20 protein-coding genes are annotated in these 23,887 nt (G+C 44.4%); 12 read left to right on the plus strand and 8 right to left on the minus strand.

Translation table 11 applies throughout. The annotated features are described in order from the left end of the window. Positions 1–20 precede the first annotated feature (20 nt). A complete protein-coding gene (locus B2866_RS06200) occupies positions 21–791 on the minus strand; it encodes a hypothetical protein (protein ID WP_409520860.1) in 771 nt (256 codons plus the stop codon). Between the two features lie 571 nt (positions 792–1,362). On the opposite strand from B2866_RS06200, the gene B2866_RS06205 reads away from it, so the two are divergent. Both B2866_RS06205 and B2866_RS06210 read left to right on the plus strand, forming a co-directional pair. Next, positions 1,363–2,250, plus strand: coding sequence for an energy transducer TonB (locus B2866_RS06205; RefSeq protein ID WP_296191632.1), 888 nt, complete (start codon positions 1,363–1,365; stop codon positions 2,248–2,250). Positions 2,251–2,373: 123 nt separating this feature from the next. Continuing rightward, positions 2,374–3,249 carry a mechanosensitive ion channel family protein gene (locus B2866_RS06210; protein ID WP_296191633.1) on the plus strand — a complete coding sequence of 292 codons (876 nt, stop codon included), beginning with the start codon at positions 2,374–2,376 and terminating at the stop codon, positions 3,247–3,249. A 15-nt stretch (positions 3,250–3,264) separates the two neighbouring features. Here the strand turns inward: B2866_RS06210 and ybeY are convergent, their stop codons facing one another. Together ybeY and B2866_RS06220 are read right to left on the minus strand one after the other, a co-directional pair. Further along, positions 3,265–3,921, minus strand: a complete 657-nt coding sequence (gene ybeY / locus B2866_RS06215; RefSeq protein WP_296191635.1) for an rRNA maturation RNase YbeY — start codon at positions 3,919–3,921, stop codon at positions 3,265–3,267. Positions 3,922–4,046: 125 nt separating this feature from the next. Next, a complete protein-coding gene (locus tag B2866_RS06220; RefSeq protein ID WP_296191638.1) occupies positions 4,047–5,147 on the minus strand; it encodes a PhoH family protein in 1,101 nt (366 codons plus the stop codon). Between B2866_RS06220 and B2866_RS06225 the strand changes: the two genes are divergently transcribed. Then, on the plus strand, positions 5,118–5,372 hold the full coding sequence (locus B2866_RS06225) for a hypothetical protein (RefSeq protein WP_296191640.1): 255 nt from the start codon (positions 5,118–5,120) through the stop codon (positions 5,370–5,372). The genes B2866_RS06220 and B2866_RS06225 overlap by 30 nt on opposite strands. Positions 5,373–5,810: 438 nt before the next feature. Then, on the plus strand, positions 5,811–7,058 hold the full coding sequence (locus B2866_RS06230) for a UbiH/UbiF/VisC/COQ6 family ubiquinone biosynthesis hydroxylase (protein ID WP_296191733.1): 1,248 nt from the start codon (positions 5,811–5,813) through the stop codon (positions 7,056–7,058). 135 nt (positions 7,059–7,193) lie between these two features. On the opposite strand, the gene B2866_RS06235 is transcribed toward B2866_RS06230, so the two are convergent. After that, on the minus strand, positions 7,194–8,501 hold the full coding sequence (locus B2866_RS06235; protein WP_296191642.1) for an RNA-guided endonuclease InsQ/TnpB family protein: 1,308 nt from the start codon (positions 8,499–8,501) through the stop codon (positions 7,194–7,196). Positions 8,502–8,678: 177 nt separating this feature from the next. Here B2866_RS06235 and B2866_RS06240 point away from each other — a divergent pair, with 177 nt between their 5' ends. From B2866_RS06240 to B2866_RS06250, 3 genes are all read left to right on the plus strand, one after another. After that, on the plus strand, positions 8,679–9,971 hold the full coding sequence (locus B2866_RS06240) for an FAD-dependent monooxygenase (protein ID WP_296191644.1): 1,293 nt from the start codon (positions 8,679–8,681) through the stop codon (positions 9,969–9,971). Positions 9,972–9,988: 17 nt separating this feature from the next. After that, entirely contained in the window at positions 9,989–10,591 is a 603-nt protein-coding gene (locus tag B2866_RS06245) for an OmpA family protein (protein WP_296191646.1), read from the plus strand. Positions 10,592–10,659: 68 nt separating this feature from the next. After that, the gene (locus B2866_RS06250; protein ID WP_296191649.1) at positions 10,660–11,376 is read left to right on the plus strand and encodes an OmpA family protein; all 717 of its coding nucleotides are present in this window, start codon (positions 10,660–10,662) and stop codon (positions 11,374–11,376) included. A 36-nt stretch (positions 11,377–11,412) separates the two neighbouring features. Here B2866_RS06250 and B2866_RS06255 read toward each other — a convergent pair whose 3' ends face one another. After that, positions 11,413–12,324: a lysine exporter LysO family protein gene (locus B2866_RS06255; protein ID WP_296191650.1), complete on the minus strand. Its 912-nt coding sequence runs from the start codon at positions 12,322–12,324 to the stop codon at positions 11,413–11,415. Positions 12,325–12,547: 223 nt separating this feature from the next. Here B2866_RS06255 and B2866_RS06260 point away from each other — a divergent pair, with 223 nt between their 5' ends. From B2866_RS06260 to B2866_RS06270, 3 genes are read left to right on the plus strand one after another with little or no spacing between them, the layout of a single operon-like run. Further along, positions 12,548–15,304: an alpha/beta fold hydrolase gene (locus tag B2866_RS06260; RefSeq protein ID WP_296191652.1), complete on the plus strand. Its 2,757-nt coding sequence runs from the start codon at positions 12,548–12,550 to the stop codon at positions 15,302–15,304. Next, positions 15,297–16,499 carry a patatin-like phospholipase family protein gene (locus B2866_RS06265; protein WP_296191655.1) on the plus strand — a complete coding sequence of 401 codons (1,203 nt, stop codon included), beginning with the start codon at positions 15,297–15,299 and terminating at the stop codon, positions 16,497–16,499. The genes B2866_RS06260 and B2866_RS06265 overlap by 8 nt, the downstream gene beginning before the upstream one ends. Beyond that, positions 16,496–17,308: an SDR family NAD(P)-dependent oxidoreductase gene (locus B2866_RS06270; protein ID WP_296191658.1), complete on the plus strand. Its 813-nt coding sequence runs from the start codon at positions 16,496–16,498 to the stop codon at positions 17,306–17,308. Before B2866_RS06265 ends, B2866_RS06270 begins: the two co-directional genes overlap by 4 nt. A gap of 7 nt (positions 17,309–17,315) precedes the next feature. Here B2866_RS06270 and B2866_RS06275 read toward each other — a convergent pair whose 3' ends face one another. The 3 genes from B2866_RS06275 to nadA all read right to left on the minus strand — a co-directional run bounded on the left by B2866_RS06275 (position 17,316) and on the right by nadA (position 21,327). Further along, positions 17,316–18,209, minus strand: a complete 894-nt coding sequence (locus B2866_RS06275; RefSeq protein ID WP_296191661.1) for a phosphatidate cytidylyltransferase — start codon at positions 18,207–18,209, stop codon at positions 17,316–17,318. 78 nt (positions 18,210–18,287) lie between these two features. Next, a complete protein-coding gene (gene nadB, locus B2866_RS06280) occupies positions 18,288–20,186 on the minus strand; it encodes an L-aspartate oxidase (protein WP_296191663.1) in 1,899 nt (632 codons plus the stop codon). A 1-nt stretch (position 20,187) separates the two neighbouring features. Beyond that, the gene (gene nadA, locus B2866_RS06285; RefSeq protein WP_296191668.1) at positions 20,188–21,327 is read right to left on the minus strand and encodes a quinolinate synthase NadA; all 1,140 of its coding nucleotides are present in this window, start codon (positions 21,325–21,327) and stop codon (positions 20,188–20,190) included. A gap of 318 nt (positions 21,328–21,645) precedes the next feature. On the opposite strand from nadA, the gene B2866_RS06290 reads away from it, so the two are divergent. Then, positions 21,646–22,680 carry an NUDIX hydrolase gene (locus tag B2866_RS06290; RefSeq protein ID WP_296191670.1) on the plus strand — a complete coding sequence of 345 codons (1,035 nt, stop codon included), beginning with the start codon at positions 21,646–21,648 and terminating at the stop codon, positions 22,678–22,680. 204 nt (positions 22,681–22,884) lie between these two features. Beyond that, the gene (gene nadC, locus B2866_RS06295) at positions 22,885–23,745 is read left to right on the plus strand and encodes a carboxylating nicotinate-nucleotide diphosphorylase (protein ID WP_296191673.1); all 861 of its coding nucleotides are present in this window, start codon (positions 22,885–22,887) and stop codon (positions 23,743–23,745) included. The last annotated feature ends 142 nt before the right edge of the window (positions 23,746–23,887 follow it).

Consider the following 23,887-nt stretch of genomic DNA (forward strand, 5'->3'; position numbering starts at 1 on the left):
ATACGTTTATAAAACTAGACTTATGAAGTAGGTTCTAAACTTGGCTCAGTAGCATCAGCAATTGGATTGATAGGCCCTTGCATCAATTCAGGCTCATCCTTATCGCTAATGATATCTTCATTGGCATTGCTGGCCAGCAAATCTCGATAATTGATTTGCGTTTTAAGCACCAATTGTTCTTCTTCAAGCTCGCCATAATTGACTTGCACTTTATATAAGGTGCTCATTATTTTTTTGTTCTTTTTTAGCCAGCGATTGATATCAAGGTAGATAATCTCTTCTTTGGCGCGGGCGATATTGATATAAGACAAAATAAAACCTAACGGATCTTTTTTGAGCACGCTATGATAGAACCAAATAAACAGTTTAAGACCTTGGCGTTTGATAAAGGATTCACAGCGCAAGTTAAGCACATCGGTATAAGTCAGCTGTCCAAAAACAAAGCGCTGGACGTTGCGATCCAGCTGCACATGAACCAAGCTAAAATTACTTGCTACTTCTGCATAAATCCCGCCGACATCAATCGTACAATACAAGCGAAACCAGTCGTCATGTATCTCAACGCGCAGCTCTAAAATGGCTTTGACGTTATCGGTGACAAATTTTTGTAGCGCATCGTTGACATAAATTTGGGCAACCGGCAAGGACAGCTCTTCCTCGAATTTATCCGTGGTTCTGTCATAGATACTTTTGACGGCTTGGCTAAGACGCTCCCAGCCATCGCTAAAGGACTCGTCAAAACGGTCAGCGATACTGTCGAATAACTCTTCAAAACTGTCTGAATTATCCATATTGTCTCTATGATCAAAGTTACTCAAACTTATTATCCTTATAATTATTCATTATTTAATGGCAGGCGCAAAAGTGTTTATAAAACAGTATATATCAAAATGACAGTAGGCAAAATGGACGTCTACGTTTTGTATCATTGGGCAGTCAGGCCGTTTACTGTCAAATGTAGAAACCTTTAAAGGTACAAAGCCTTTGTGAGGCTATTTTCTAAACATACGAATTTTGAGGTTAGTAGTGGATAAATAGACAAACAAGCCTGCATCTAAGTGATTGATTAAGTAGCAACGGTATACGCTTGTGCTAGCGACGTAATTCTATCTCATGGTATGATAGCGCCGGCATTGGTCGACGAGCACTTAATTTACCGAATAGCGCCTATGACGCCTTGTAGCAACCGGCCTTATATAGCCAATTCAATATAAAAGTGGTTCGTTTAAAATAGGACTCTGCTGGAATAAATTTTCCTCGCTTGCTGTGCGCTTCGCATTCCAGAGGCTTCGCAAAATTTATTCCAGTGGCAGTATAATATTTCTAAATGGAATCTACTATATTCATCAGCTGAGACCTACTGTGACTTCGATTAAAGACTCGCAAAGCTATCATTTTTCAGCGCAAGCGCCCAAGCGCGATATCAGTTTGCCGATGGCGGTGGTGATAGCCGTCAGTGTTCATGCGCTGATTATTTTTGGCATTAGTTTTTCGCTGGGGCAAGACCCTGCTGGCATGATGCAGGACGTCGCAAAAGCTTTGACCGAGAATATGCAGCCAAATGAAGATGCGCAGTTTATTGCCAATGCGTCCCAACAAGGCGGCGGCACGGTGCAAGAGCAAATACGCCAAGCAACCGACCAGAGTAGTCCGGTGGCAGCCGAGCAAATGAGCGAGACGCAAGATGTGATTGACCTGCAGCGTCAAGTTCGGCAGCAGCGCTATCAAGAAAGCTATCTACGTACCACTCTCAGCTGGCGTCAAGCGAGCGTCGAGTCTGATAATGACAGCAAGCAAGAACAAGATGATATGAAGGCGCAAGAAGAGCGTCTGCGTAAGCAAATCGCGACTTTGGAGGCGCAGCTGTCACAGCGGCAACAGCTGTATGCGACCAAATCAAAAGTCGTGACCGTCGATAGCAACTCGACAACCCGCGGTGCCGCTGCCGATTATATCAACACCTTTCGTGAGCACGTTGAGCGCGTCGGGAATCTGCAATATCCTGCGCAAGCACGCGCCCAAGGTATCACCGGCGAGGTACGTTTGATGGTGATTATCAGCAATGATGGCAATATTAAAGCCATTCGTTTACTTGAGAGCTCAAACTCGACGATACTAGATGAGGCGGCCAAGCAGTCGGTCAGACAAGCGGCGCCCTTTGGTAAATTTACCGAAGATATGAATGATATTGTTGAGCTGCGTCTGATACGTACCTATCGTTACAGTGATAGAGTAGACGTCACCTATTAACTTTGTTTAAATTTAGTGCCGGTCTTATATAGTTATTATGCATTTTTTAAAAAAGGTTAAATGATAATAAACATTAAAAAGACAAAAATTAATGATAAAACAGTTTGGGAATAAAGAGCCAGTATGGAATTTTTAGGTTTTACCGTCGATCTTGCTACCTTAACAGAAAATGCGATTAGCATTGCGCTTAAAATCGCATTTGCCTTATTGATATTTATGATAGGGCGCTGGTTAGCAAAGAAAATCGTTGCTATCAGCAATCGCATTATGCTACGCAGCCATTTAGAGGCGACAGCGGCCAATTTTTTAAGCCGCGTATTATATGGCATATTATTGGTCATCGTGATTTTGGCAGCGCTTAGCAAAGTCGGTGTGCAGACTACTTCGGTCGTTGCTATCTTGGGCGGCGCGGCGGTGGCGATTGGTTTGTCACTCAAAGATCAGCTATCAAACTTTGCCGCTGGCATTATGATTGTGACCTTTCGCCCGTTTGTGCGCGGCGATTATGTGCAAATCAGCAGCTATACCGGTACGGTCACCGAGATTACCTTGGTCAATACCCATTTAACGACCATCAATAATCACGACATCATCATTCCTAATAGCGATATCACCACCTCAGCGGTGATTAACTATACGGCGTTACCCAACCGCCGCGTTGATATCACCGTTGGTATTGGTTATGACGCTGATATCGAAACCGCCAAAGATATTATGCTAAATTTGGCAAAAAACAATCCGATGGCCTTTACGGATCCAGCGCCGGTGATACGTGTGACCAACTTGGGTGACAATTCAGTCGATTTAACCTTAAATGTCTGGACCACCAATGATGATTGGTGGGCGATGCAGTGCGATTTATTAGAACAATTCAAAAACGCCCTTGATGATAAAAATATCGACATTCCATTCCCGCAGCGCAGTGTGCATGTCAAAGGCTTAGATCAGATGATTAATCAGATGGATCAAGCACAAAAAACCATGTTAAAGAAAAGTTAAACAAGGCTAAAAGTCTTAGAGATAAGGATTTGGTAGGCCTAACTCTGCCAAAATAACAATCTCAAAGCTTTCCATCTCATCTTGCTCATCTTGCCCAAGCTCATGGTCAAAGCCCAATAGGTGCAGTATGCCATGTATCAATAAATGGCTGATATGCTGTGCCACGGTCTTGTTTTGCTCAGCCGCTTCACGTACCACTACAGCATGACAAATCACCAGCTCGCCAAGTGGTAGCGTTGGCATGAGACCAATGATTGCCGCTGGCAAGTCGCTTGGGTAAGATAGAATATTGGTAGCATAGTCTTTGCCGCGCGCCTCTAAATTCAGCTCTTGACCTTCGAGTGCATCGGTAATATAGATATCGAGCGCTTTGGTTTTTTCTTGCCATATCTCACTATCGATATCATCAAAGTAAGGCAGCGTCAGACCATGGTTAATACGCTCATCGATATTATCCAGTGTCGCTATCATGACTTTTAACAGTTTTTCGCGAGGATAAAAGCTATCTAGTATCTCATCATCAATGCTATCGGCGGCGCTTATATCAAGCACGGCTAAGCTGTCATTAGTATTAAGTGCGTCTAAGTTCTTATCGTTCTCATCATGATTAAAATGGCTATTAATATCTTCATCTAAGTGGTTGTCAGCGTCATTATGTTCGGTTGGGCTCATGTCACCCTCCTTTTTATGTCAATGTGAAAATATCTAAGATTAATTAACTAGCAATAAATGATTAACACTAAAAAACCGGATATCAAATCCGGTTTGTGTCATATATATACGTCGCTTAAAATAGATTATAACTTAGCGGCGGCATCAGAAATGGCTTGTTTACGCTCTTGTTCTTTCATGCGCTCAAACTTGCGCTTTTCTTGTAGGGCAAGTTGCTCTTCATCAAAGACATCATAAGCTTCAACAATTTTTTGCACCAATTGATGGCGCACGACGTCTTTTGAGTCAAACTTAGTGATATGAATCTCTTCGATACCGCTTAAGATATCCATCGCTTGCGCCAGACCTGATTTATGCCCACGCGGCAAATCGACCTGCGTGATATCACCAGTAATAACTGCCCGCGAACCAAAACCTAAACGGGTCAAGAACATCTTCATTTGCTCGGGCGTAGTATTTTGCGCTTCATCTAAGATAACAAACGAATTGTTTAGCGTACGACCGCGCATATAAGCAAGCGGGGCGACCTCAATGATTTGCTTTTCGAGCATTTTACCGACTTTATCAAAGCCAAGCATCTCATACAGCGCGTCATATAAAGGACGTAAATACGGGTCAATTTTTTGGGTCAAATCACCGGGTAAAAAGCCCAGTTTTTCACCAGCTTCTACCGCTGGGCGCACCAATAAAATACGCTCAATCTCGTTGCGCTCAAGCATATCGACCGCACAAGCAACTGCAAGATAAGTCTTACCCGTACCAGCAGGCCCAATACCAAACGACACATCAGAGGCTAAAATGTCTCTGACATAACGCTGCTGATTGCCACCGCGTGGGATGATTTTACCTTTACGGGTACGCAGACTAATCGGCGTAAAGTCAGTAGCGGCTTCCAAATTATCAGCATCTTCCTCGGCAGCCGATTGCTTATCGGCTTCTATATCTTCGTCACGGGCGATGCTCGATTGAATGATTAAGTGCAGCTCCTCGGCGCTAATATCTTTGGTATTTTGTGCTTCATCGACCATTTTATAAATGATGCGTTCGCCGCGCTCAACGCCCAAAATATCGCCACTTAAACAAAAGTCGCTTTGGCGTTGGCTGATTTTAATATCGAGGCGTTCTTGGATGTATTTCATGTGGTTATTATATTCGCCAAGCACGGTTTTCAGCTGTGCTGGGGTCAACGATTCAAAATGTATACGGCGGCTTATGGAATCAGTCAAGCGATTATCCTTGTATTTGGTTGCCCGCTGCTATGGTTAGTGCTTCTGTGCATTAGTGCTTTTATGCATGATAGTCGAGCGGGCTTTAGAGATAAAATAGTGAGTCGTGTTTCAATACTTTTTAATGGCGCTTATAACGGTTATGTAAATATTAAAAATAGTGCTAATAAATATGACGGCAAAATGTTGCTAAAAATAGTTATTAATAAAAACAGCTATGAATAAAATGAAGGTAAGAAGTAAATGCGCTGTCTTCATTATGGTAGATAGAATTTAAAATTCAAGCCATTTACAGGCGGGCAGGGCTTTGTTTTTGTATGGTGATTGCAACTGTAGATCATACACCTTACACCGGAAACGGCAACAAAACTGTTTAGCCACTATGGTTAGTGTCAGGGCCACAGAATAAGGGACAAATTGTGGTAATCTAGAGCTTAAATACTAATGTTTAGATAACGGCGCTATGAAACTGGGCTAAAACTATTAAAGAAAGAAAGGCTTGCCAGAAAAAAACATTATTTTTGAGTGTTTTTTTGAGTGGAAAGTCATCGCGTCTAAATACGTGCTAAATGGGTCATAATAGGAATAATAACCATGCAACATACTGAAGCAACTTTATCAACAACCAATCCTGCCGAATCAGATCAGGCTAATAAAACGGCTATGACTGAACAGCAAGTACTTATCGCGGGCGGCGGGCATGTCGGCTTGTCGTTTGCGCTGTTACTCGCCCATCATGGTATCGCCAGTACCTTGCTAGAGAAAAACAGCTATCCAACCATCAGCCCCAATGACGACGCTAAGCGCACGCACTATTTAGACAGTCGCAATACCGCGCTGTCACGGCGCACGGTGCAGATTTATCAAGAGATTGGGCTATGGGCTGAGCTACAAAGCCATGCTTGCCGGATTGACGCGGTAAAAATCAGCGAGCAAGGCAGCTTTGGACGCGCGCAATTAAATAAAGCCGAGGAGCAGGTTGAGTCATTTGGGCAAGTGATGGAAAACGCGTGGCTTGGGCGCAAGTTGTTATTGGCTGCCCAGCAAGAGCCGCTAATTACCTTGATTGATAACGCCAATGTGATAGCCGTTAGCCAACAAAGCGATGGCGTGACGTTAAGCTTTAGCTATTACGGTGAAGAAGAGCATGAGCAGCAATTGCAAGCCAGCGTTTTAGTCGCTTGTGATGGTCGCGACTCTACCGTACGTCAGCTATTAGGTATCAGCACTACCACTTATGATTATAAGCAGACGGCTATCGTTGGGGTGGTAGAGACCGATCAGCCGCATGAACATATTGCCATTGAGCGCTTTAGTCCGGCAGGGCCGCTTGCGGTGTTGCCATTGACTGATCCAGAAGGCGACGGCAATGATGAGTATCAAAAAGGTTATAGACGCTCAGTGGTTTGGGTTTGCCCAACTGGCGAAGAGACACAATATCTAGAAGATGATGCGCATTTCTTGGCGACCTTGCAGCAAGCTTTTGGCGCGCGCGCAGGCACGTTTAAAAAAGCCGGTCGCCGCGGCGCTTATCCACTGACGCGAGTGCTGGCAGACAAACAAGTCGATGGCCGCTGCGTCATCATGGGTAACGCGGCACACACCTTACATCCGGTCGCTGGGCAAGGGTTTAACCTCTGTATGCGCGATGCGCATGTGCTGGCAAAAATGATGAGTAGACAGGTGCTAAAAGGCGAAGATATCGGCAATCCGACTTTGCTCAAACGTTATGAAAAAGCCCGTCAAACCGATCAAAAACGCGTCATTCGCTTTTGTGATGCCGTCGTACATGGCTTTACGCATCCAAATCCAGCGGTGAAGTTGGCACGTAACGTAGCTTTGGTTGCCTTTGATAAACTGCCAAATATTAAGCCATTAATTGCCAATTATGCGATGGGCTTAAAATCTTAGTTCAATATACTGGTAAGTTATTAAGCAAATAAAATCTATAATTTCAGCTGCTTCTAAACCACATAAATATGAGCGGTTGACATACTCCCACCACTTTCGCTAAGCTCAAGTGGGGGATTCTAAAAGCGTTAGCGCTTAGGCGACTTTCTCACGAATGTCACAAGTTTTCTGTTTCAAAGGGCGACCTTTACCGCGTCCTCCCTCCGCAGACAAAACGGCATGTCCTGCCGCTAATATATTACGAGCTGCATTAACATCTGCGTTCGTAACATACCTGCATTCGACGCACTCAAAGTTTGCTTGAGTGCGTCTATTTTCTTTGGCAATATGCTTGCATTCAAAGCAGGTTTGGCTGGTGTAACGTGGGTTTACTTTAATGAGTAACCCGCCTTGCCATTGTTGCTTGTACTCAAGCATATTAACCATCATGCCCCAGCCTTGATCTAAGATTGATTTGTTTAATGCTGACTTGGCTTTGACGTTACGCCCTTTGTTTTCTAGCGTACCGCTTGCAGATTTCGACATATTGGCTACTTTTAAGTCCTCACAAGCAATCATGGCGTGGTTTTTGCTGATCGCGGTGGTGATTTTATGCAAGTAATCATGGCGAATATTGGCGATGTGATGGTGTAATTTTTGAATCTTACGGTTCTGCTTTTTCCAGTTTTGACTGAATAAGACTTTTCTACTTAATTGGCGCTGTAATGCGGCCAGTTTAATTTGATTGGCTTTAAAGCTGTTTTTGGGTTTGATGGTTTGACCGTCTGAGGTAGTAATCAGTTTAGTGATGCCCAAATCAATACCTATGGCACTTGTGGCAGGGTGTCGTGGATTTTCAGTTAGCTGCGTTTCGGTGCCAAACGACACGTACCAGTGACCTGATTTCTTGCTGATGGTGATGTTTTTAATGGTGCCGATGATGTCTTGCGATTTTCTAAACTTCACAAAGCCAATACCGCTAGGTAGTTTGATGCGGTTGCCTTCAATACGGCAATACTTATCAAACTGAACAAGCCTGATTGAGTCGCAGCCATCGGATTTACGTTTAAATCTTGGCATCAGTTGTCGTAGTTGAATCTCTGTGCCATCGCTTAGCTTAAAGAACTTGGGTTTTCGGAGCTTCTTTTTATTTTCTTTGAGCCTAGCATGAACTTTAGGGTCGAAAAATCGTGACCAAGCAGAGGCGAGATCACGTATTTTCTGCTGTAAAGACACGGCATTGGCATGGGTTCTTAAGAAAGAAAAATCAGGATTGTTCTTTAGATCCATGATTTTATTAACCAAGTTGGTGGCATTAATAAATTCATTTTTGGCAAACATCTCAAATGAGATCGCTAGTATTTGATTCCAAACAAAACGCGCAGAGCCGACAAGATTATTTAAAATAACCTGTTGCTCTACGTTAGGCTCAAGCCTAAATTTATACGCCTTGTTGATTTTCATTACCGCAACTAATTTTGTTTGATAGAATATAAATTCTAAATATTATTTAGATTTCATACAGTAGCTAATTTGTATAAAAATATAATAAACACTAGGCGAAATTCACCTCCACCCTAATGTCGGGTGGAGTCCTCTTTCGCTTTTAGATAGCATGAATAACGCGACAAAGGATGTTTTATGAAAAATAACCATACGCTCATTATCGGCGGCGGTATCGTCGGTGCAACCCTTGCGCTAAAACTGGCGCAAGCTGAAATGCCAGTGACCATTATTGATGCGCGCCCTGAACGTAGCGAGGCAGATTGGCAGCAGGTGCTTGGCAAGCGGGATGCGCGCGTTTATGCATTAAGTCTTGCCAGTATCAACTTACTCAAAGACGTGGGCGCTTGGCAAAAGATAGCGGCATCAGAGCGTAAAGCCGATTATTCGCAAATGCAGGTCTGGCAGCTAAATGGTCGCGGCGAGTTACTGTTCGGCGATAGTGATGATGCTAATAATAGTAATGACAGCAGTAACAGCAATCAAAACTCTGAGACAAAAATGCTCGGTAGTATGGTTGAGCCCGCAGTTATTGAATATGCATTGTGGCAGCGTTTAACTGCCGCTGATGTCAGCCAGTATTTAACTGTTATCGATGGGCAAAAGGTTGTCGATATGGACTGGCTTGGTAGCGCACAAGGTTACCGTGTGACGCTAGATGACGGCACTGTGATTGACGTGCGTTTATTGGTTGGTGCTGACGGTCGCGGCTCGTTTGTACGCAGGCAGGCAGCCATTGAGCTCGATGTGCTTGATTATAAGCAAACGGCGATTTGCTGCGCCATTCAAACCGACAAGCCGCATCGCGCAACCGCCCGTCAAACCATGCTACCGACTGGTACATTGGCATTGTTGCCGCTTGCTGATATTACTGATGAAGATAAAGCCAATCCGCAACATTGGCAGTCGATTGTATGGACATTGCCACGCAATCAAGCATTGGCATTGTTAGAAGAGGCGCCGCGCTATATCGCTGATAAATTGGCTGCTGCCAGCAATTATGAGCTGGGTGCTATCCATCAGATTGAATCAATTGCCAGCTTTCCGTTAGCGGCGCAGCAAGCAAAAAGCTACGTCGCCGATAATTTAGTTTTAATCGGTGATGCGGCACATGGTGTACATCCGCTGGCAGGTCAGGGGCTGAATTTGGGCATGCTCGATGTGAAGGCATTAAGTGAACAACTCACCCATGACTATGCGCGTAGCGGAAATAAGCTGTGGGGTACGAACCAAACCTTGCGTAGCTATGAGCGTCTGCGTCGTCCACATAATAGTCTGATGATGCATAGCTTTTCGGCGCTTAATTGGCTGTTTGCCGGCTCGCTTGCTCAGATGCGTCCGATTCAACAACTTCGTAATGAAGGCATGTATCGCGTCAGCAAAATCAAACCATTGATGCGTCTGTTTGCTAAGCAGGCGAGTGGGGTTTAACTGAAAAGGAGTTTGCTATGAAAAAAAGTATATATTCGGCGATTATTGTTTTTGGCAGCGCTTTGGTCTTATCCGCATGTCAAACTACGCCACAATTAGTTGCGGCTAATCAGCAAGCGCCTATCATAGCGCCCGTCGTTCCGGCGATTTTAGACTCAGATGGCGATGGCGTTCCTGACGACATCGACCAGTGTCCTGCTACGCCGTGGAATGTAGTCATCGATGAAAGAGGCTGTCCTTTAGCGCCTATAGGGGTAGGTCTAAGAATGGAATATCGTGCTTTTTTTGACAAAGACAGTAGTAAGCTTTTGCCAAAGTACCAAGATGAACTGGATAAGGTCGGTATGAAAATGCAAGAGTACAAAGGCGCTATTCTATGGGTTGAAGGTCATAATTCAAGAACGGAGGTTGATAGCGCCGATTTAAACAATCCCAATTCGTTAGCGCAAGCTCGAGCTGATAATGTTAAAAACTATTTAATTTCAAAGTTTAACTTCGCTCCTGACCGCATCACTACGATTGAGTATGGGGCAAATAGACCGATTGCGCCATCCGATACTGAAGAAGGCAATATGCTTAATCGGCGAGTTTATGCACTTGCGACTGAACCTGATAAATAAAAAATAACTTTATTAAAACGATTCGAGGCAACTCATAAAGTCTAATTAAATAAGGACTCCAATTCGATATGAAACTAAATTTCTATCTAGTCAGCACCATTTTTTGTAGTTCTTTAGGGTTATCAGCGTGTCAAATCACTACAACTGCGCCGTCTAAAGAGTTACCTCAACATGAAAATATCAGGACGATGCAAGCAGCGATTGATTCAGATGGTGACGGTGTGCTTGATGCTATAGACGAATGCCCTGAAACGCTACCTAACGTAGTAGTTGATACTAAAGGCTGTGAAATAATAATTGAGGGAGGCGAGGCGCTTGAGATGGAGTTTAGTGGATTTTTTCCATCCATGAGTAGTCAATTACCTGCTATTTATGATCCAGAATTCACAAAAATGGCAGAAAAAATCACCGAGTATCCAGAAGCCAGTGTTTTTATTTTTGGTCATGCAGCTACAAATGAAATAGATGAAGATGCTTTAGCAACTTTTGGTTTCGATTCTTTATCACGCAATCGCGCGCTAATTATTAAGAATAATTTAGTTTTGCAACATAATATCGATGCTAAGCGTATCCGTACTTATGAGTGTTCAAATAAATTATTGGTTAAAGATACAGATTATATAAACCCTAGCTTTAGAGCGCTTAATTTGAAAGGTCTTGAGGCAAAACAACGCCGCGCAACTTTAATGGCAAGTAGTGAAGTGCATGACTTAGAGAGTCTTGAATATGTGTCTTATATAAGAAGATACGGTAAGTACGCTAAGCATTGTGAACTGTTTGAATAATAACGACTGATTTTCATCAACCGTTAAAAGTTATCCTTACCCCAACGCCGAAAACAGCACCATTAGCACTGGCGAGACAATATTAATAATAAAGCCAAAACTAATCGCCAGTGGCACGACTTTTAGACCACCAGATTGTTGGATAATAGGCAGCGTAAAGTCTAAACTGGTTGCACCACCAAGACCGACCGCAGCTGATGGATATTTGCGCATAAAGACGGGAATAAATAATAGCGCAAAGAACTCACGTACCAAGTCATTAAATAGCGCCACACTGCCCCAAACCGCGCCATAAGCATCGGTCATGATAATCGCTGATAGCGAATACCAACCAAACCCTGATGCCAGTGCCAAACCTTTCGTCCATGACACGTCGCTGAACATCAGCGCAAAAACAAGCCCGCCAACCAATATCGAGAGGGTAAAGATAATACTCATCTCGACGCCACGTTTATTGAGCAGTACTTCTTTAAGGGTAATCCCTGAGCCTTTTAGACCAATACCAACCAGTAAGATTAGGACCATCAGCATTGCGGTCATGGTGTTTTCAGGCGGCATATAATCAGCCGGCAAGAAATAGCCGATGACCATGCCAATCACCACACAAATTACTTGCGCCAAGCTACCACGAATACTAACGCGATGCTCTTTGGATTTGACGTTGGGTTTCTTTGCCTGCCACGGTCGCAGATGATCAAATAACATCAGGGCAAATAAACCACTGCCAATTGTCAGTATCGATAGGATGGTGACGTACAGGGCGATTTCGCCTATTTGGCTACCCAGCCCTTCTACTTGTGACAGCTCAATACCGATGAGGGCTAAGATGACATAAACCAAGTACGACAAGCCTTTATCAGCAAGCTTGGTCATTTTAGGATTGGAGGGGATGGCAAAGCCAATAAACATTGGCATTAAGACCAAAACAAGGGTAATCAGGCTTTGCATGTCGGCAGACTCGTCAGTTTTAAACAAGGCGTTTTTGGGAGGGCTTTTCTAAGAAGTTGGGGATTGTATCATATTAGTTTGTAAATACGGTTATCAGCACGTCATATTCATCGCAAAATGTGACGGTTGTTTGAGTGGTAAATGACCTCTAAATGGCTGGTTATTCTTTACCTGATAAACTTTTGTTGCTACATTGAAGGCATCAAAGGTTTTGGCACGTATTATGTCGCTATATCAACTCAAATCTCAATTCCAAGATCAATTGCGTCCTATAAGCGATACTCTAGCTGGGCAAGGTGTTACCGCCAACCAAGTGACGGTGTCAGCAGTATTGTTGAGTGTAGGAACGGCCTATGTGATAGCTAAGCCCGCAGCCAAAAATCAAGCGCTATGGCTGTTAATGCCGTCATCGTTGTTTGTACGTATGGCGCTCAATGCTATTGATGGCATGATGGCGCGCGAGCACGGGCAGGCATCCAAACTTGGTGAAGTGCTTAATGAGGTGGGCGATATTGTTGCCGATATAGCATTATTAGCCAGTCTGTTGCCGCATGTTGATAATCAAGCAACGCCCGTTGGGCTGATAAATACCGCAGAAAAACTATCTCACAGTCAGCGCCATATTGTCGGCTTGATTGGTCTTAGTATTGGTACCGAGCTACTGGGTATAGCCAGTCATACAGCGCTAGGTACTCGAGCCAATCATGGGCCTTTGGGCAAAAGTGACCGTGCTTTTTTGCTAGGTGTGCTTGGCACCTTGGTTGGTGTCAAAGTACCGTTATCACTATCACCTATTAGAATAGGGCAGCTGTCCATACTGACAGAAGCAATGCTCTTAAAAACTTGCTTCAATCGCTTGAGTTACATGGCGAGTTTATACGTAATGCGTAAACCGCCAGTGCCGAAATCAACACTGAGTGCCTTAAATACTTGTCATCATTCAAATATTTCCAACCATGTTGAATTTTCTCCTAGCGTCATTGATGGTTTCATCGCTCATAACGCTTTACCTCATTCTTCTACTAATGCTTCTCTTTTGGAATCCAATATTATGTCAGCGACCTCTAATAATGCAGAAAATAAAATAAATCTGCTTAACGATAGTAATCATAAAGACCCATCCCAAAAGACGTCATCAAAGAAACTCTCATCAAAGCAGTTCTCACCCAAAACTATTCATGGTGAAAGCAGTTATAACGCTTATGATGGCACGGCAATATATTATCGTTACTGGCTGACGATGCCTTTAGAGGCTATAAAACAAGCCAGTCAGCAACACACACAACAGCGCCAAGTCATTCTGCTACATCGTGGTCACGAGCATTCAGGACGATTGGAAGAGTTGGGGCAGCAGTTTTCCGTGGCGGGCTATCAGGTATTTGCTTGGGATGCACGCGGTAATGGGCGCTCAGGCGGTATCAAAGACCACGCCGAGAGCGTCACTGAGCTAGAGCGCGATTTAAACGACTTTGTGCAATTGGTCGTTGAACAAACTGGCATTGCCATTGACGATACTTTACTCATCGCCAGTAGTATCGGTGCGGTACTCGCGGCAGCATGGGTACATGATTACGCGCCCAATATCCGCGGGATGATTTTGGGTACACCTGCATTGAAGATTCGTTTGTATTTACCCTTCGCCATACCATCCTTAAAGGTAGCACGCGCACTCGGTTTGATGTCACGCGTGAGCAGCTACGTCAAAGCGCAAGTGCTGACCCATGATAAAGACGCGCAGCAAGCCTATAATGCCGACCCGCTTATCTCCAATAGTATCTCGACTGACTTGCTCATTGATACTCATGCGACGGGTCAACGCTTGCTCGATGATGCTGGTGCAATTACCGTGCCGACGTTTGTATTGTGCGCAGGCAAGGATTATGTGGTCGATAAGCAGGCTGAACGTGAGTTTTATGAGGCGATTAATACGACTAATAAGCGTTGGCAATTATATCCAGACAGCTATCATGCTATCTTTCATGAAACCAATAAAGCAGACGTCTTCGCTGATTGTCTTGAGTTCGCTGAGCAGGTATTCAGTACGGACGTTAAAGCGCCTGATTTGAGCGCCGCTCATCTAAACAGTGCCAGTAAGGATAAGGTTGATCGCTTAGCGATTAAGCCTTTTAATCCAAGTTTTGCACTTACGCGCTTTGCCATGCAAAAATTTGGTCATGTCAGCGATGCCATTGCTACTGGACTTGTGCATGGCTTTGATTCTGGTCATTCGCTCGATCATGTCTATTATAATCAGCCGAGTGGTCAGAATAAATTTGGTCAGGCAGTCGATAAATTTTACTTAAACAATATTGGTTGGCAAGGTATTCGTATCCGCCGTGAGCATATATTAGAGCTAGCACGTCAAGCTTTAGCAGATATTGAAGATAAGAACCAAAATAGCGCTAAGTTATACCAACCAAGATTGCTAGATATTGCTAGTGGGCATGGCTTTTATGCGTTTGATTTATTGACAGAGTTTACAGACTTGCATGCTGAGCTACGTGATTATGAGCAGCATAATATTCAAGCTTTACAGTCGAAAGCGCAGCAGCTAGAAATTGCTGATCGCGTGATTGCCTGTCAAAAAGATGCTTTTAACCCTGCCAGTTATATTAATGAGCAGGAAGAGACTGGCAGTGTCGATGAAACAAAATTTGATATCGCCATTGCCTCTGGTGTTTTTGAATTGTTTTCTGACAATATGCTACCAACGACGGCTTTGGCGGGCATTTACGATAGTTTAAAATCTGGTGGTTATTTACTTTATACCAATCAGCCTTGGCATCCTGAACAAGAATTTATCAGTAAAACCTTAAACAATCATCGTGGCAGCGATTGGGTGATGCGTTGTCGTTCACAAGCAGAGATGGATCAGTTGGTTGAAAATGCTGGCTTTCGAAAAATAGCGATGCGTATCGATCGCTTTGGTATTTTTACCGTGTCACTAGCGATTAAAGTCGCCTCATCCAATCATGAATAATACGCATGCCAAACCCTATGAGCGTGTGCAGCTTTTTTCAGGGGGCGGTTCCCGTTTTGGCTATTATTTAGGTAGCTATGCGGCATTGGTGGCTCATGATTTGACGCCGGATATTATTGTTGGCACTTGCGGTGGTAGTCTATCGGCTTATTTGGTTAATTTAGCGCCCGATCCCAGGGATTTGCAGGAGCTCATGTGCAGTCGTGAGTTGTATCGTGTCATTACTGCCATCAGACATGTCGCGCCAGACGAAGCCAATAAACGTTTAAAAATACGTTATATGGCTCAAGCTTTCAAGCGCTGGCGACTCACAAAACAAAAAGCTAACGGACAAAGACTGCAGCAAGCAGGTAACTATAAGCAGATTTTGGATGAATTGCAGCAGCTAGCGATGTTTCGAGTCGATAATGAGGAACAATGGCTTGACGAGTTGTCTGGTTTTTCTCTCAAGCACAATAATAATTTGTGTAATCCTACCGCGCCAGAGATAGCCATTATCGCCAGCCGCCTGTATCCAACAGCTAATCAAGGGATTACTGCTAGTAATTCTGTTCACAATGATTTTAGGCTACAAGAATTATTATTTGCCCCGCCGCGATTGGCAGCATTAGATCTCATCGCAGAAAAACTGAATTCACCGGCTCATACATTTGCTAATGGACGTATCAATCAGTCTGTCAAAATGCTGACCAAATGGGATTTTGCCCCTGCGATTCGTGCTTCTATGGCAGATATGTATTACTTACCACCGACGCATATTGCAGCCCTTGGTTGGTGTTTGGGCGGAGTGATTAATCTCACACCCATTGAGCTGGCGTGTCAATTGGGTCATAGCGTATTTGCAGAAACCAAGGCAGGTTATGATTCATGGCTTGCCGCACCAGCCATTCAACGTGTTTTTGGTTTTGACCCCAACGAGCGTTTGGCACAGGTGCAGGGTTTTGATTCAACAGAAACGCTGCCACGCGCTGATTCTGTTAAAACCAGTCCTCGAGTGAATCAACCACATTGGTTACCTTTTGCAGATAATGCTCAGCAGTTGGCAAGACAGCATGTACAAAAGCGTTTTAACATCAGACAAATGACCGTTGAGCTCATCCACAGTGACTATGATGGCTTTGTGCGGCAAATGCAGGCGCAATGGCGGTATGGCTGTCAGCGAACCACTGACTATATACAACAGCATAGCCTATGAAGAATGCCACAAAGCCCGCCTCAATAGATAAACCACACATTATCGTCGTTGGTGGTACCAGTGGACTTGGTTTGGCATTGGCGCTGCATCATCAGGCGCTTGACTGGCAAGTGAGCGTGGTTGGTCATAGCACGGCAAAGATAGACCGTCTCAATAGTCAGTACCCCGATATTGTTACTTATTGCTGTGATTTGACTGATAACGCGCAAACACAAAGTTTGTTAGAGAGCTTGTCAGATATCAGTTTTCAAAGAGTAGTTTATAGTGCGGGTAGTTATACTAATGAGCGTGTTCACCATCTGAGTCAAGCAGACAGTAATCAAATGCTCGCGATTAATCTGCAAGCGTTTGAGCAGGTTTTTAGATGGGCAAGTGAGCAATTAAGGCGGCAAAGCTGTGCGTTGGATATCAACGAAAACAGCAGCCTAAGCCTAATTTGTATTGCTTCTATAGCAGGTACTATCGATTATCCTTACGCCAGTCTTTATGCCAAAAGCAAACGTGCGATGATTGCCAATGCTAGCGCCTATCGTGCAGCACTTGCGCCTTATCGTATTCAAGTAAATTGCATCGCCTCGGGCTATATCGATACCCAAGCATTACGTGATTTGAATAATGGTGATGCTAGCCATAAGCCATTTATAATAAAGACACAAACGGCGGTTGAGAAGATTATGCAAGCAGTTGATAAAGATATCGAGCTGGCCATATTTCCACGCTCTATGCGCTATATCACTCGGGCGCTAAACCATTTACCTAAGCCTTTGCTTAACTGGATATTGCGCAATAAATTGGATAAAACCACTTGATAACAGCTTAGCCGAGCAGCCAATAAAACAAGGTAAATAATGGCAGACCAATCAGCAAGCTATCTATTCTATCCAATACGCCGCCATGTCCAGCGAGCATAGTACCCGTGTCTTTTACGCCGTGCTGACGTTTAAAGGCGGATTCTAATAAATCTCCAGCGATACCACTTACTGCTAAACCATAGGCGGCCAACAAGCAAACCCACCAGCTAAAAGAAGTGAGCCAAATGCCTAATAGTGTGGCCAATATCGCTGCTAACACACTGCCAAAGAGAGCACCTTCGATACTTTTATTTGGGCTGATGGTGGGAGCAAGACCGCGCTTAAAGATTTTGTGACCCAGCAATCGTCCGCATAGATATTGGGCAATATCATTAAATTGGCTGGCGAATAATACAAAAAACAAAATGCCATATTGTTCGCGCTGCCACGTTAATTGCTGTAAGGCAATCAAGCTGATAATCAATGCAATAAAGACAGAACTAAACAGCAAGTCTAAAAGATTTAAACGTGTATAGGTTTGCTTAGAATCAGAAGGCGTTTTGATAAAAGGCTGAGTATTTGGTTGCAAGCCACGCGCTTGAAGCTTACTAATAAGCCTAGCTTTGCTAGGTAGGTGCCATAATCGTTTAATCTCGTAGCCGCCACGCACACCAATCAACAAGAAAAAAGCGATGAGCAGCCACTGATAGGGGTATGTGCGAGAGTGTAGGTGTTGACTATTATCAGTTATCTTAGCGATTACATAACAAGCGCAAAGCGCTGCTAACATGAGCCACCATGAGCGTGCTATAAGATAGATTTTCGGTAAGCGCTGACGCAAGCGAGGTAGGGCAAGCATAGCCCAAACCGAACTTACGACTAGCATTAGAACCATCACAAACCGTAAGTCAGAAGCCATGTTTTTAGCACTTTGAGGTCGATAGAGAACGGTAATCCACCGTTTTTTTATGGCTGAAGTGGCAACGTTTAACTGCTGTTAGGCGTTAGCAACTGTATATACCGATCCAGCCTCTGTATCATCGATTATAGGCTGAATTAACCAATCAATACCACCTTCTTTCAACTTTGATAATGGCTCAATCACACTCGTCCGAGGTGTGCTTGTTAAGTTGGGATAATCCTTGCGGTAATGCCCACCGCGGCTCTCATGACGCTGATAAGCAGATTGTATAATCAAGGTCGCTAATTGCAACTGTCTTGCTAATTGAAAGTAGGGCAGCTCATTTAGAATAGTAGCGTTGTCTTTATGATCGATAGCTAGTTGATTAGAGTCGTAGCCGTTAAGTTGTTGTTGCCATTGTTGCCATTGTTGTATTTGTAAAAGTGCTTGTTCTAATTGCTGGGCATCACGGGTAATGCCCATATGAGAGGTCATCAAAGCTTTTAGTTCTACAGTTATTCCAGTGATATCAGCATTTATATTGACGTTGATGTTATGATTGTCATTTTCATTACACCTACTTTCACATTCAATAGACGATGGCAAAGTAATGCGCTGACAATCTCGAAGCGTTGGCGCTGTCCAAATATCATGGATTGATTGGTCTGAATTAGCATAAATTGACGTTATATCTAGCTTTTCAGTTGCTCTTAGATAGCGTGGCAAGTCAGCAGCGATATTGCGCCCAACGACCACACATTCTAATAGAGAGTTACTCGCTAAGCGGTTTGCCCCATGCAGACCTGTATAAGCAACTTCGCCTGCGGCATAAAGCCCTGTTACATCGGTCAAACCATTGGCAGACGTCACTACGCCGCCGCAGCTATAGTGAGCGGTAGGGGCAACAGGAATGGGGTCAGTAGTAATATCAATGCCAAGCTCTAGTAGTGTTTGATCAATTTGCGGAAAATGCTCTTGTAAAAACGTCGCTGGCAAGTGACTGACATCAAGATGTACATAGCCAAGTCCATTCTTATTAATTTGCTCAGCGATTACACGGGCGACGATGTCTCTTGGTGCCAGCTCGGCGCGTGTATCGACCTCTAGCATAAAACGTTTGCCCGTTTGTGGACAATATAGCCGCCCACCTTCACCACGCAGTGCTTCGGATATTAGAAAGCTACTGTCATTTAAGGCTAAGCCGGTTGGATGAAATTGGATAAATTCTAGATTGGCCAAGCGGCAACCTGCTTGCCATGCCATCATCACGCCATCGCCGACACAGACATTCGGCGCACTAGCGCGTTTAAACAGCTGTCCTAAACCGCCACTCGCTAATACGACAGCGTGACTACGAAAGGTGAGTTTACGTTGATTGACATGATCAAAAACACGCGCACCTTGGCATTGCTTATTGTGATTAGCGTTATTTTTTAAAAGGCTCAGTGCTTCATGGTAGGGCAAGATAGTAATATTGGATGCAGCTTGCACTTTTAGAGTCAAGGCTTCCATGATATGCCGACCAGTTGCATCATCGGCATGTGCAACTCGCCGACAGCCATGACCGCCTTCTTTGGTCAGATGTAAGTGAGAGAGTTCGAAGCCCGATTTTATATGACTTGCTGATTCTTGCTGGGGAATCTGAGTAAAAGGTACGCCTTGCTCACACAGCCACTGTACGGCTTGTTGCCCGGCACTGAGGATATTAGTGGTGTTATCAGTCTCACATAATCCTGCGCCAGCGATGAGTGTATCAGCGATATGATCAGCGACACGGTCATTCTTATCTAGACTGGCTGCAACACCGCCTTGGGCATAATGGCTTGAGCAAACATCTATTGCTGCTTTACTTAATACTGTCACACTTAGCGATGTTGGTAAGGCAAGAGCAGTACTTAGTCCTGCAAGGCCAGCACCAATGATAAGGACGTCTGTCTGGACAGTATCCTCAGCATTATTAGTCTTTATCTTATCAGCTGACCATGCCTCGTTCATATTACGCCGCTCCAACATTGGCAAATAATTCGCGGTCTTTGACAATGTCACCACTTGCAGCCACACGCTGCTTTTGCGCTTCAGCAAAATCAAGCATACGTTGGAGTGGTTTTTTGGCAGCTGTCGCCAGCTCAGGCGTCATGAGCACTTCACCGCTACGCTGAGACAGACATTGCTCAATTCCTTTTAGGCCATTCATCGCCATCCACGGGCAAAAAGCACAACTCTTACAACTGGCGCTTTCACCAGCAGTCGGCGCAGCTAAGAAACGTTTATTTGGCGAGCGCTTTTGCATCTCGTGCAAGATACCCAAATCTGTGGCAACGATAAAGGTATCGGCATCCATCTCATACGTTGATTGCAACAGCTTACTGGTTGAACCGACCACATCGGCCAGCGCTACGACACTATCAGGTGACTCAGGATGCACCAATACTTTGGCGTCTGGGTTTTCCTCTTTTAATTGTAGCAACTCGGTCGCTTTAAACTCATTATGCACGAGGCATGATCCTTGCCAGAGCAGCATATCGGCGCCAGTCTCTTGCGCGATGTATTTACCCAAATGGCGGTCAGGGCCCCAAATGATAGGCTCACCTTTGGCATGCAAATGACGGACGATATCGATACCAACCGAAGAAGTTACGACCCAATCAGCGCGCGCTTTTACAGCAGCACTGGTATTGGCATAAACCACCACCGTACGCTCAGGGTGAGCATCACAAAACGCCGAGAACTCATCAGCAGGGCAGCCCAAATCTAGCGAACACTCCGCTTCCAAATCTGGCATCAGTACCGTTTTTTCCATACTTAAAATTTTCGCCGACTCACCCATAAAGCGGACGCCAGCGACGACCAATGTCTGCGCACTATGCGCTTGCCCAAAGCGCGCCATCTCTAGCGAATCCCCCACACAGCCGCCAGTTGCTAATGCCAAATCTTGAATAAAAGGATCGACATAGTAGTGCGCGACCAATACCGCGTTATGCTCTTTTAATAGCTGCTTAATATTCTCTTCAACCACAAGTCGTTCTGCACGTGGCAAATCCGCTGGGATTTTAGCTTTGGCGTATTCGATATTCATCTGAGTCGCAATGCGATTATCAGTGCTCATGATTGGCGCGTCGTATGGATAAGTTTTCATAAGTGCAAACCTTTGCTGCGATAACGGCAAACCAATAGCCGCTAAAAGTGAGTCAGTAAAATATGTGTAAATAACGAGTTTTAATAATTATGCTCATTTTGAGCATAAATACAAGTATTTTTTATAATCTTATTTTAAAGTGATACATAATTCGTCAAGACTTACTTTGCTGGCTATCTCTTTTATTGCCGTCAATAATGTCTATTTACAACGGCAGGCTATGATAGTTTTCGATTCACGCTATACTAAGCATGGTTAGAAACACTTCATTTTAAAACGCTCATTTTACGTTTAAACATAAAGGAAACCTTTAAAGCCATGACGTTGTCTTATTCGCATTCGCATCAACAAGGTAGCGGCACGACAGAAGTGGTCGCCGTGCTGGTAGCGATTACTGAGCACACCGCGCGCGTTTTGACGGTTGACCAAGGTAAGCTTTTGCCCAATGGGCCATTAATGCCATTACATCGCTCTTTGCAAGCGGGCGTACGTCAATGGGTCGAGGAGCAAACGCAGCAGCCGCTTGGTTATTTGGAGCAGTTATATACCTTTGTCGATACCAATCGCCGCAATGTCGATGGGCATGCGCTGGTGTATGTGAGCTACCTAGGGTTGGTACAAGAAGCGCAAATGCAGGAGCTGCCAAGCCAAGCATTATGGCGCGATTGGTACGATTATTTCCCGTGGGAAAATCACTTGGACGGTATGCCGAGTATGATTATGAATCATATTGTGCCGGCGTTATTAAGCTGGGCCGATAGCGCCGCAGAAACGGTCGTGCAGCAGCGCCGCCTTCAGCGCATTGGTTTATGCTGGGGAATCAGTGAGCAAATCTTAGCCGTTGATAATCTCAAAGATACCGACAAAGCACTCAATACTGATAAAGCTTATGAAAATAGAGAATGGGTGGCTGAGCATGTACTGCTGCGTTATGAGATGCTTTATGAAGCAGGGTTAATCCCTGAAGCGTCGACTTATCCACCAAGTTACCAATTGAAATTGCCGACAAATTGGTCGCAGTTAATCGGCGTACCGATGTATTACGACCATCGCCGCGTCATTGCCACTGCCATCTCAAGGCTGCGGGCAAAAATTGAATATCGACCACTTATCTTTGGTTTGATGCCGGACGTGTTTACCTTATCGCAGCTGCAACAAAGCGTCGAAGCGCTCTCAGGCGTCCCTTTACATAAACAAAACTTCCGCCGTCTACTTGATGCGCAGAACCTTGTCACGGAGACGGGTCGGAGTAGTAGCGCTCAGCGCGGTCGACCTGCCAAGCTCTATCGCTTCCGCCATGATATTGAGCTACAAAGCTTACTGATGGATAGTAAATTGCCTAAACGTAAATAGCATCAACTGCATAAGCCTTCCTATACTGAAGCTAAATACTCCTATCAAAGCGAAATCATATTGGTTAATTTTATTAATTTACACCCTTTTCTTGCGAGGCTTTGCACTTTGCGCTATATTTATGCTCATTTTGAGTTTAATTAAAAGACGTTTTCTTAAGTGTATCAAACGCATATAAATTTCAGGCAAAAATAAGGGTCAAACATGACAGTTAAACAAGAGCCAGCATTGGCTGAAGTATTGCTTAAACCTTTGGTGGAAGTTGCCTTAACGGAAGATTTAGGCAGGCGCGGTGATGTGACTTCACAAGCGACTATACCAGTAGATATGCAAGCGCAACTACAGATTAAAGCGCGGCAAGCAGGCGTGATATGTGGGATGGATTTAGCGCGTTTGTCTTTTGCTTTGATTGACGAGCAAATCGAGTTTATAGCGCAAGTCAATGACGGTTTAACGGTCGAGGCGGGTACAGTACTGGCGACAGTCCGAGGTAACGCGCGAAATTTACTAACCGCAGAACGTACGGCGCTTAACTTTATGACCCATCTCAGTGGTATTGCGACAGACACCAAAAAAATTGTCGATAGTGTGGCAGAGTATCCTGCACAAATTACCTGTACGCGTAAAACCATTCCTGGACTGCGCATTGTGCAAAAATACGCGGTACGCTGCGGCGGCGGGCGCAATCATCGCTTGGGCTTAGATGATGCAATTTTAATCAAAGACAACCATATCGCTATCGCCGGTGACATCAAAACTGCTATTCAGCAAGCGCAAGACTTTGCCGGGCATCTTATTCCGATAGAAGTCGAAGTCGATACCTTGGATCAGTTAGAGCAAGCGCTAGAGGCTGGCGTGAGTTTGGTGCTTTTAGATAATATGCCACCTGAAGTTTTATCGCAGGCGGTCGCCATGTGTAAAGGTCGCGCCAAAACCGAAGCCTCTGGTGGTATCACGCCTGAAACCGTGCAAGCAGTGGCCAAAACGGGCGTTGATTTCATTGCCATGGGGTATTTAACCCACAGCACTACGGCACTAGATATTGGTCTGGATTTTAGTGCTTAAGATTAACGGTTGGCCTAAATCGATGCTAAAGCTTTTGACTAATTTTATGGCATAGGTATCGATTAAATAGGTGATTAAAAGGGCAGATTTGTACGGATATGCTATTGAATTGGTAAGGGCGGGGAATTAAGCGAAGTTAATG

Origin of the sequence: Psychrobacter sp. UBA3483 (genome assembly GCF_002377905.1) — a bacterium.
GTDB lineage: Bacteria > Pseudomonadota > Gammaproteobacteria > Pseudomonadales > Moraxellaceae > Psychrobacter.

Coding starts and splice junctions, on each gene's coding strand:
- B2866_RS06230 (WP_296191733.1), top strand. CDS start 5,811: ATGACTGAACAGCAAGTACTTATCGCGGGCGGCGGGCATGTCGGCTTG.
- B2866_RS06255 (WP_296191650.1), bottom strand. CDS start 12,324: ATGCAAAGCCTGATTACCCTTGTTTTGGTCTTAATGCCAATGTTTATT.
- B2866_RS06235 (WP_296191642.1), bottom strand. CDS start 8,501: ATGAAAATCAACAAGGCGTATAAATTTAGGCTTGAGCCTAACGTAGAG.
- B2866_RS06210 (WP_296191633.1), top strand. CDS start 2,374: ATGGAATTTTTAGGTTTTACCGTCGATCTTGCTACCTTAACAGAAAAT.
- nadC (WP_296191673.1), top strand. CDS start 22,885: ATGACAGTTAAACAAGAGCCAGCATTGGCTGAAGTATTGCTTAAACCT.
- ybeY (WP_296191635.1), bottom strand. CDS start 3,921: ATGAGCCCAACCGAACATAATGACGCTGACAACCACTTAGATGAAGAT.
- B2866_RS06240 (WP_296191644.1), top strand. CDS start 8,679: ATGAAAAATAACCATACGCTCATTATCGGCGGCGGTATCGTCGGTGCA.
- B2866_RS06245 (WP_296191646.1), top strand. CDS start 9,989: ATGAAAAAAAGTATATATTCGGCGATTATTGTTTTTGGCAGCGCTTTG.
- nadA (WP_296191668.1), bottom strand. CDS start 21,327: ATGAAAACTTATCCATACGACGCGCCAATCATGAGCACTGATAATCGC.
- B2866_RS06265 (WP_296191655.1), top strand. CDS start 15,297: ATGAATAATACGCATGCCAAACCCTATGAGCGTGTGCAGCTTTTTTCA.
- nadB (WP_296191663.1), bottom strand. CDS start 20,186: ATGAACGAGGCATGGTCAGCTGATAAGATAAAGACTAATAATGCTGAG.
- B2866_RS06290 (WP_296191670.1), top strand. CDS start 21,646: ATGACGTTGTCTTATTCGCATTCGCATCAACAAGGTAGCGGCACGACA.
- B2866_RS06200 (WP_409520860.1), bottom strand. CDS start 791: ATGGATAATTCAGACAGTTTTGAAGAGTTATTCGACAGTATCGCTGAC.
- B2866_RS06225 (WP_296191640.1), top strand. CDS start 5,118: ATGTATACGGCGGCTTATGGAATCAGTCAAGCGATTATCCTTGTATTT.
- B2866_RS06275 (WP_296191661.1), bottom strand. CDS start 18,209: ATGGCTTCTGACTTACGGTTTGTGATGGTTCTAATGCTAGTCGTAAGT.
- B2866_RS06250 (WP_296191649.1), top strand. CDS start 10,660: ATGAAACTAAATTTCTATCTAGTCAGCACCATTTTTTGTAGTTCTTTA.
- B2866_RS06270 (WP_296191658.1), top strand. CDS start 16,496: ATGAAGAATGCCACAAAGCCCGCCTCAATAGATAAACCACACATTATC.
- B2866_RS06260 (WP_296191652.1), top strand. CDS start 12,548: ATGTCGCTATATCAACTCAAATCTCAATTCCAAGATCAATTGCGTCCT.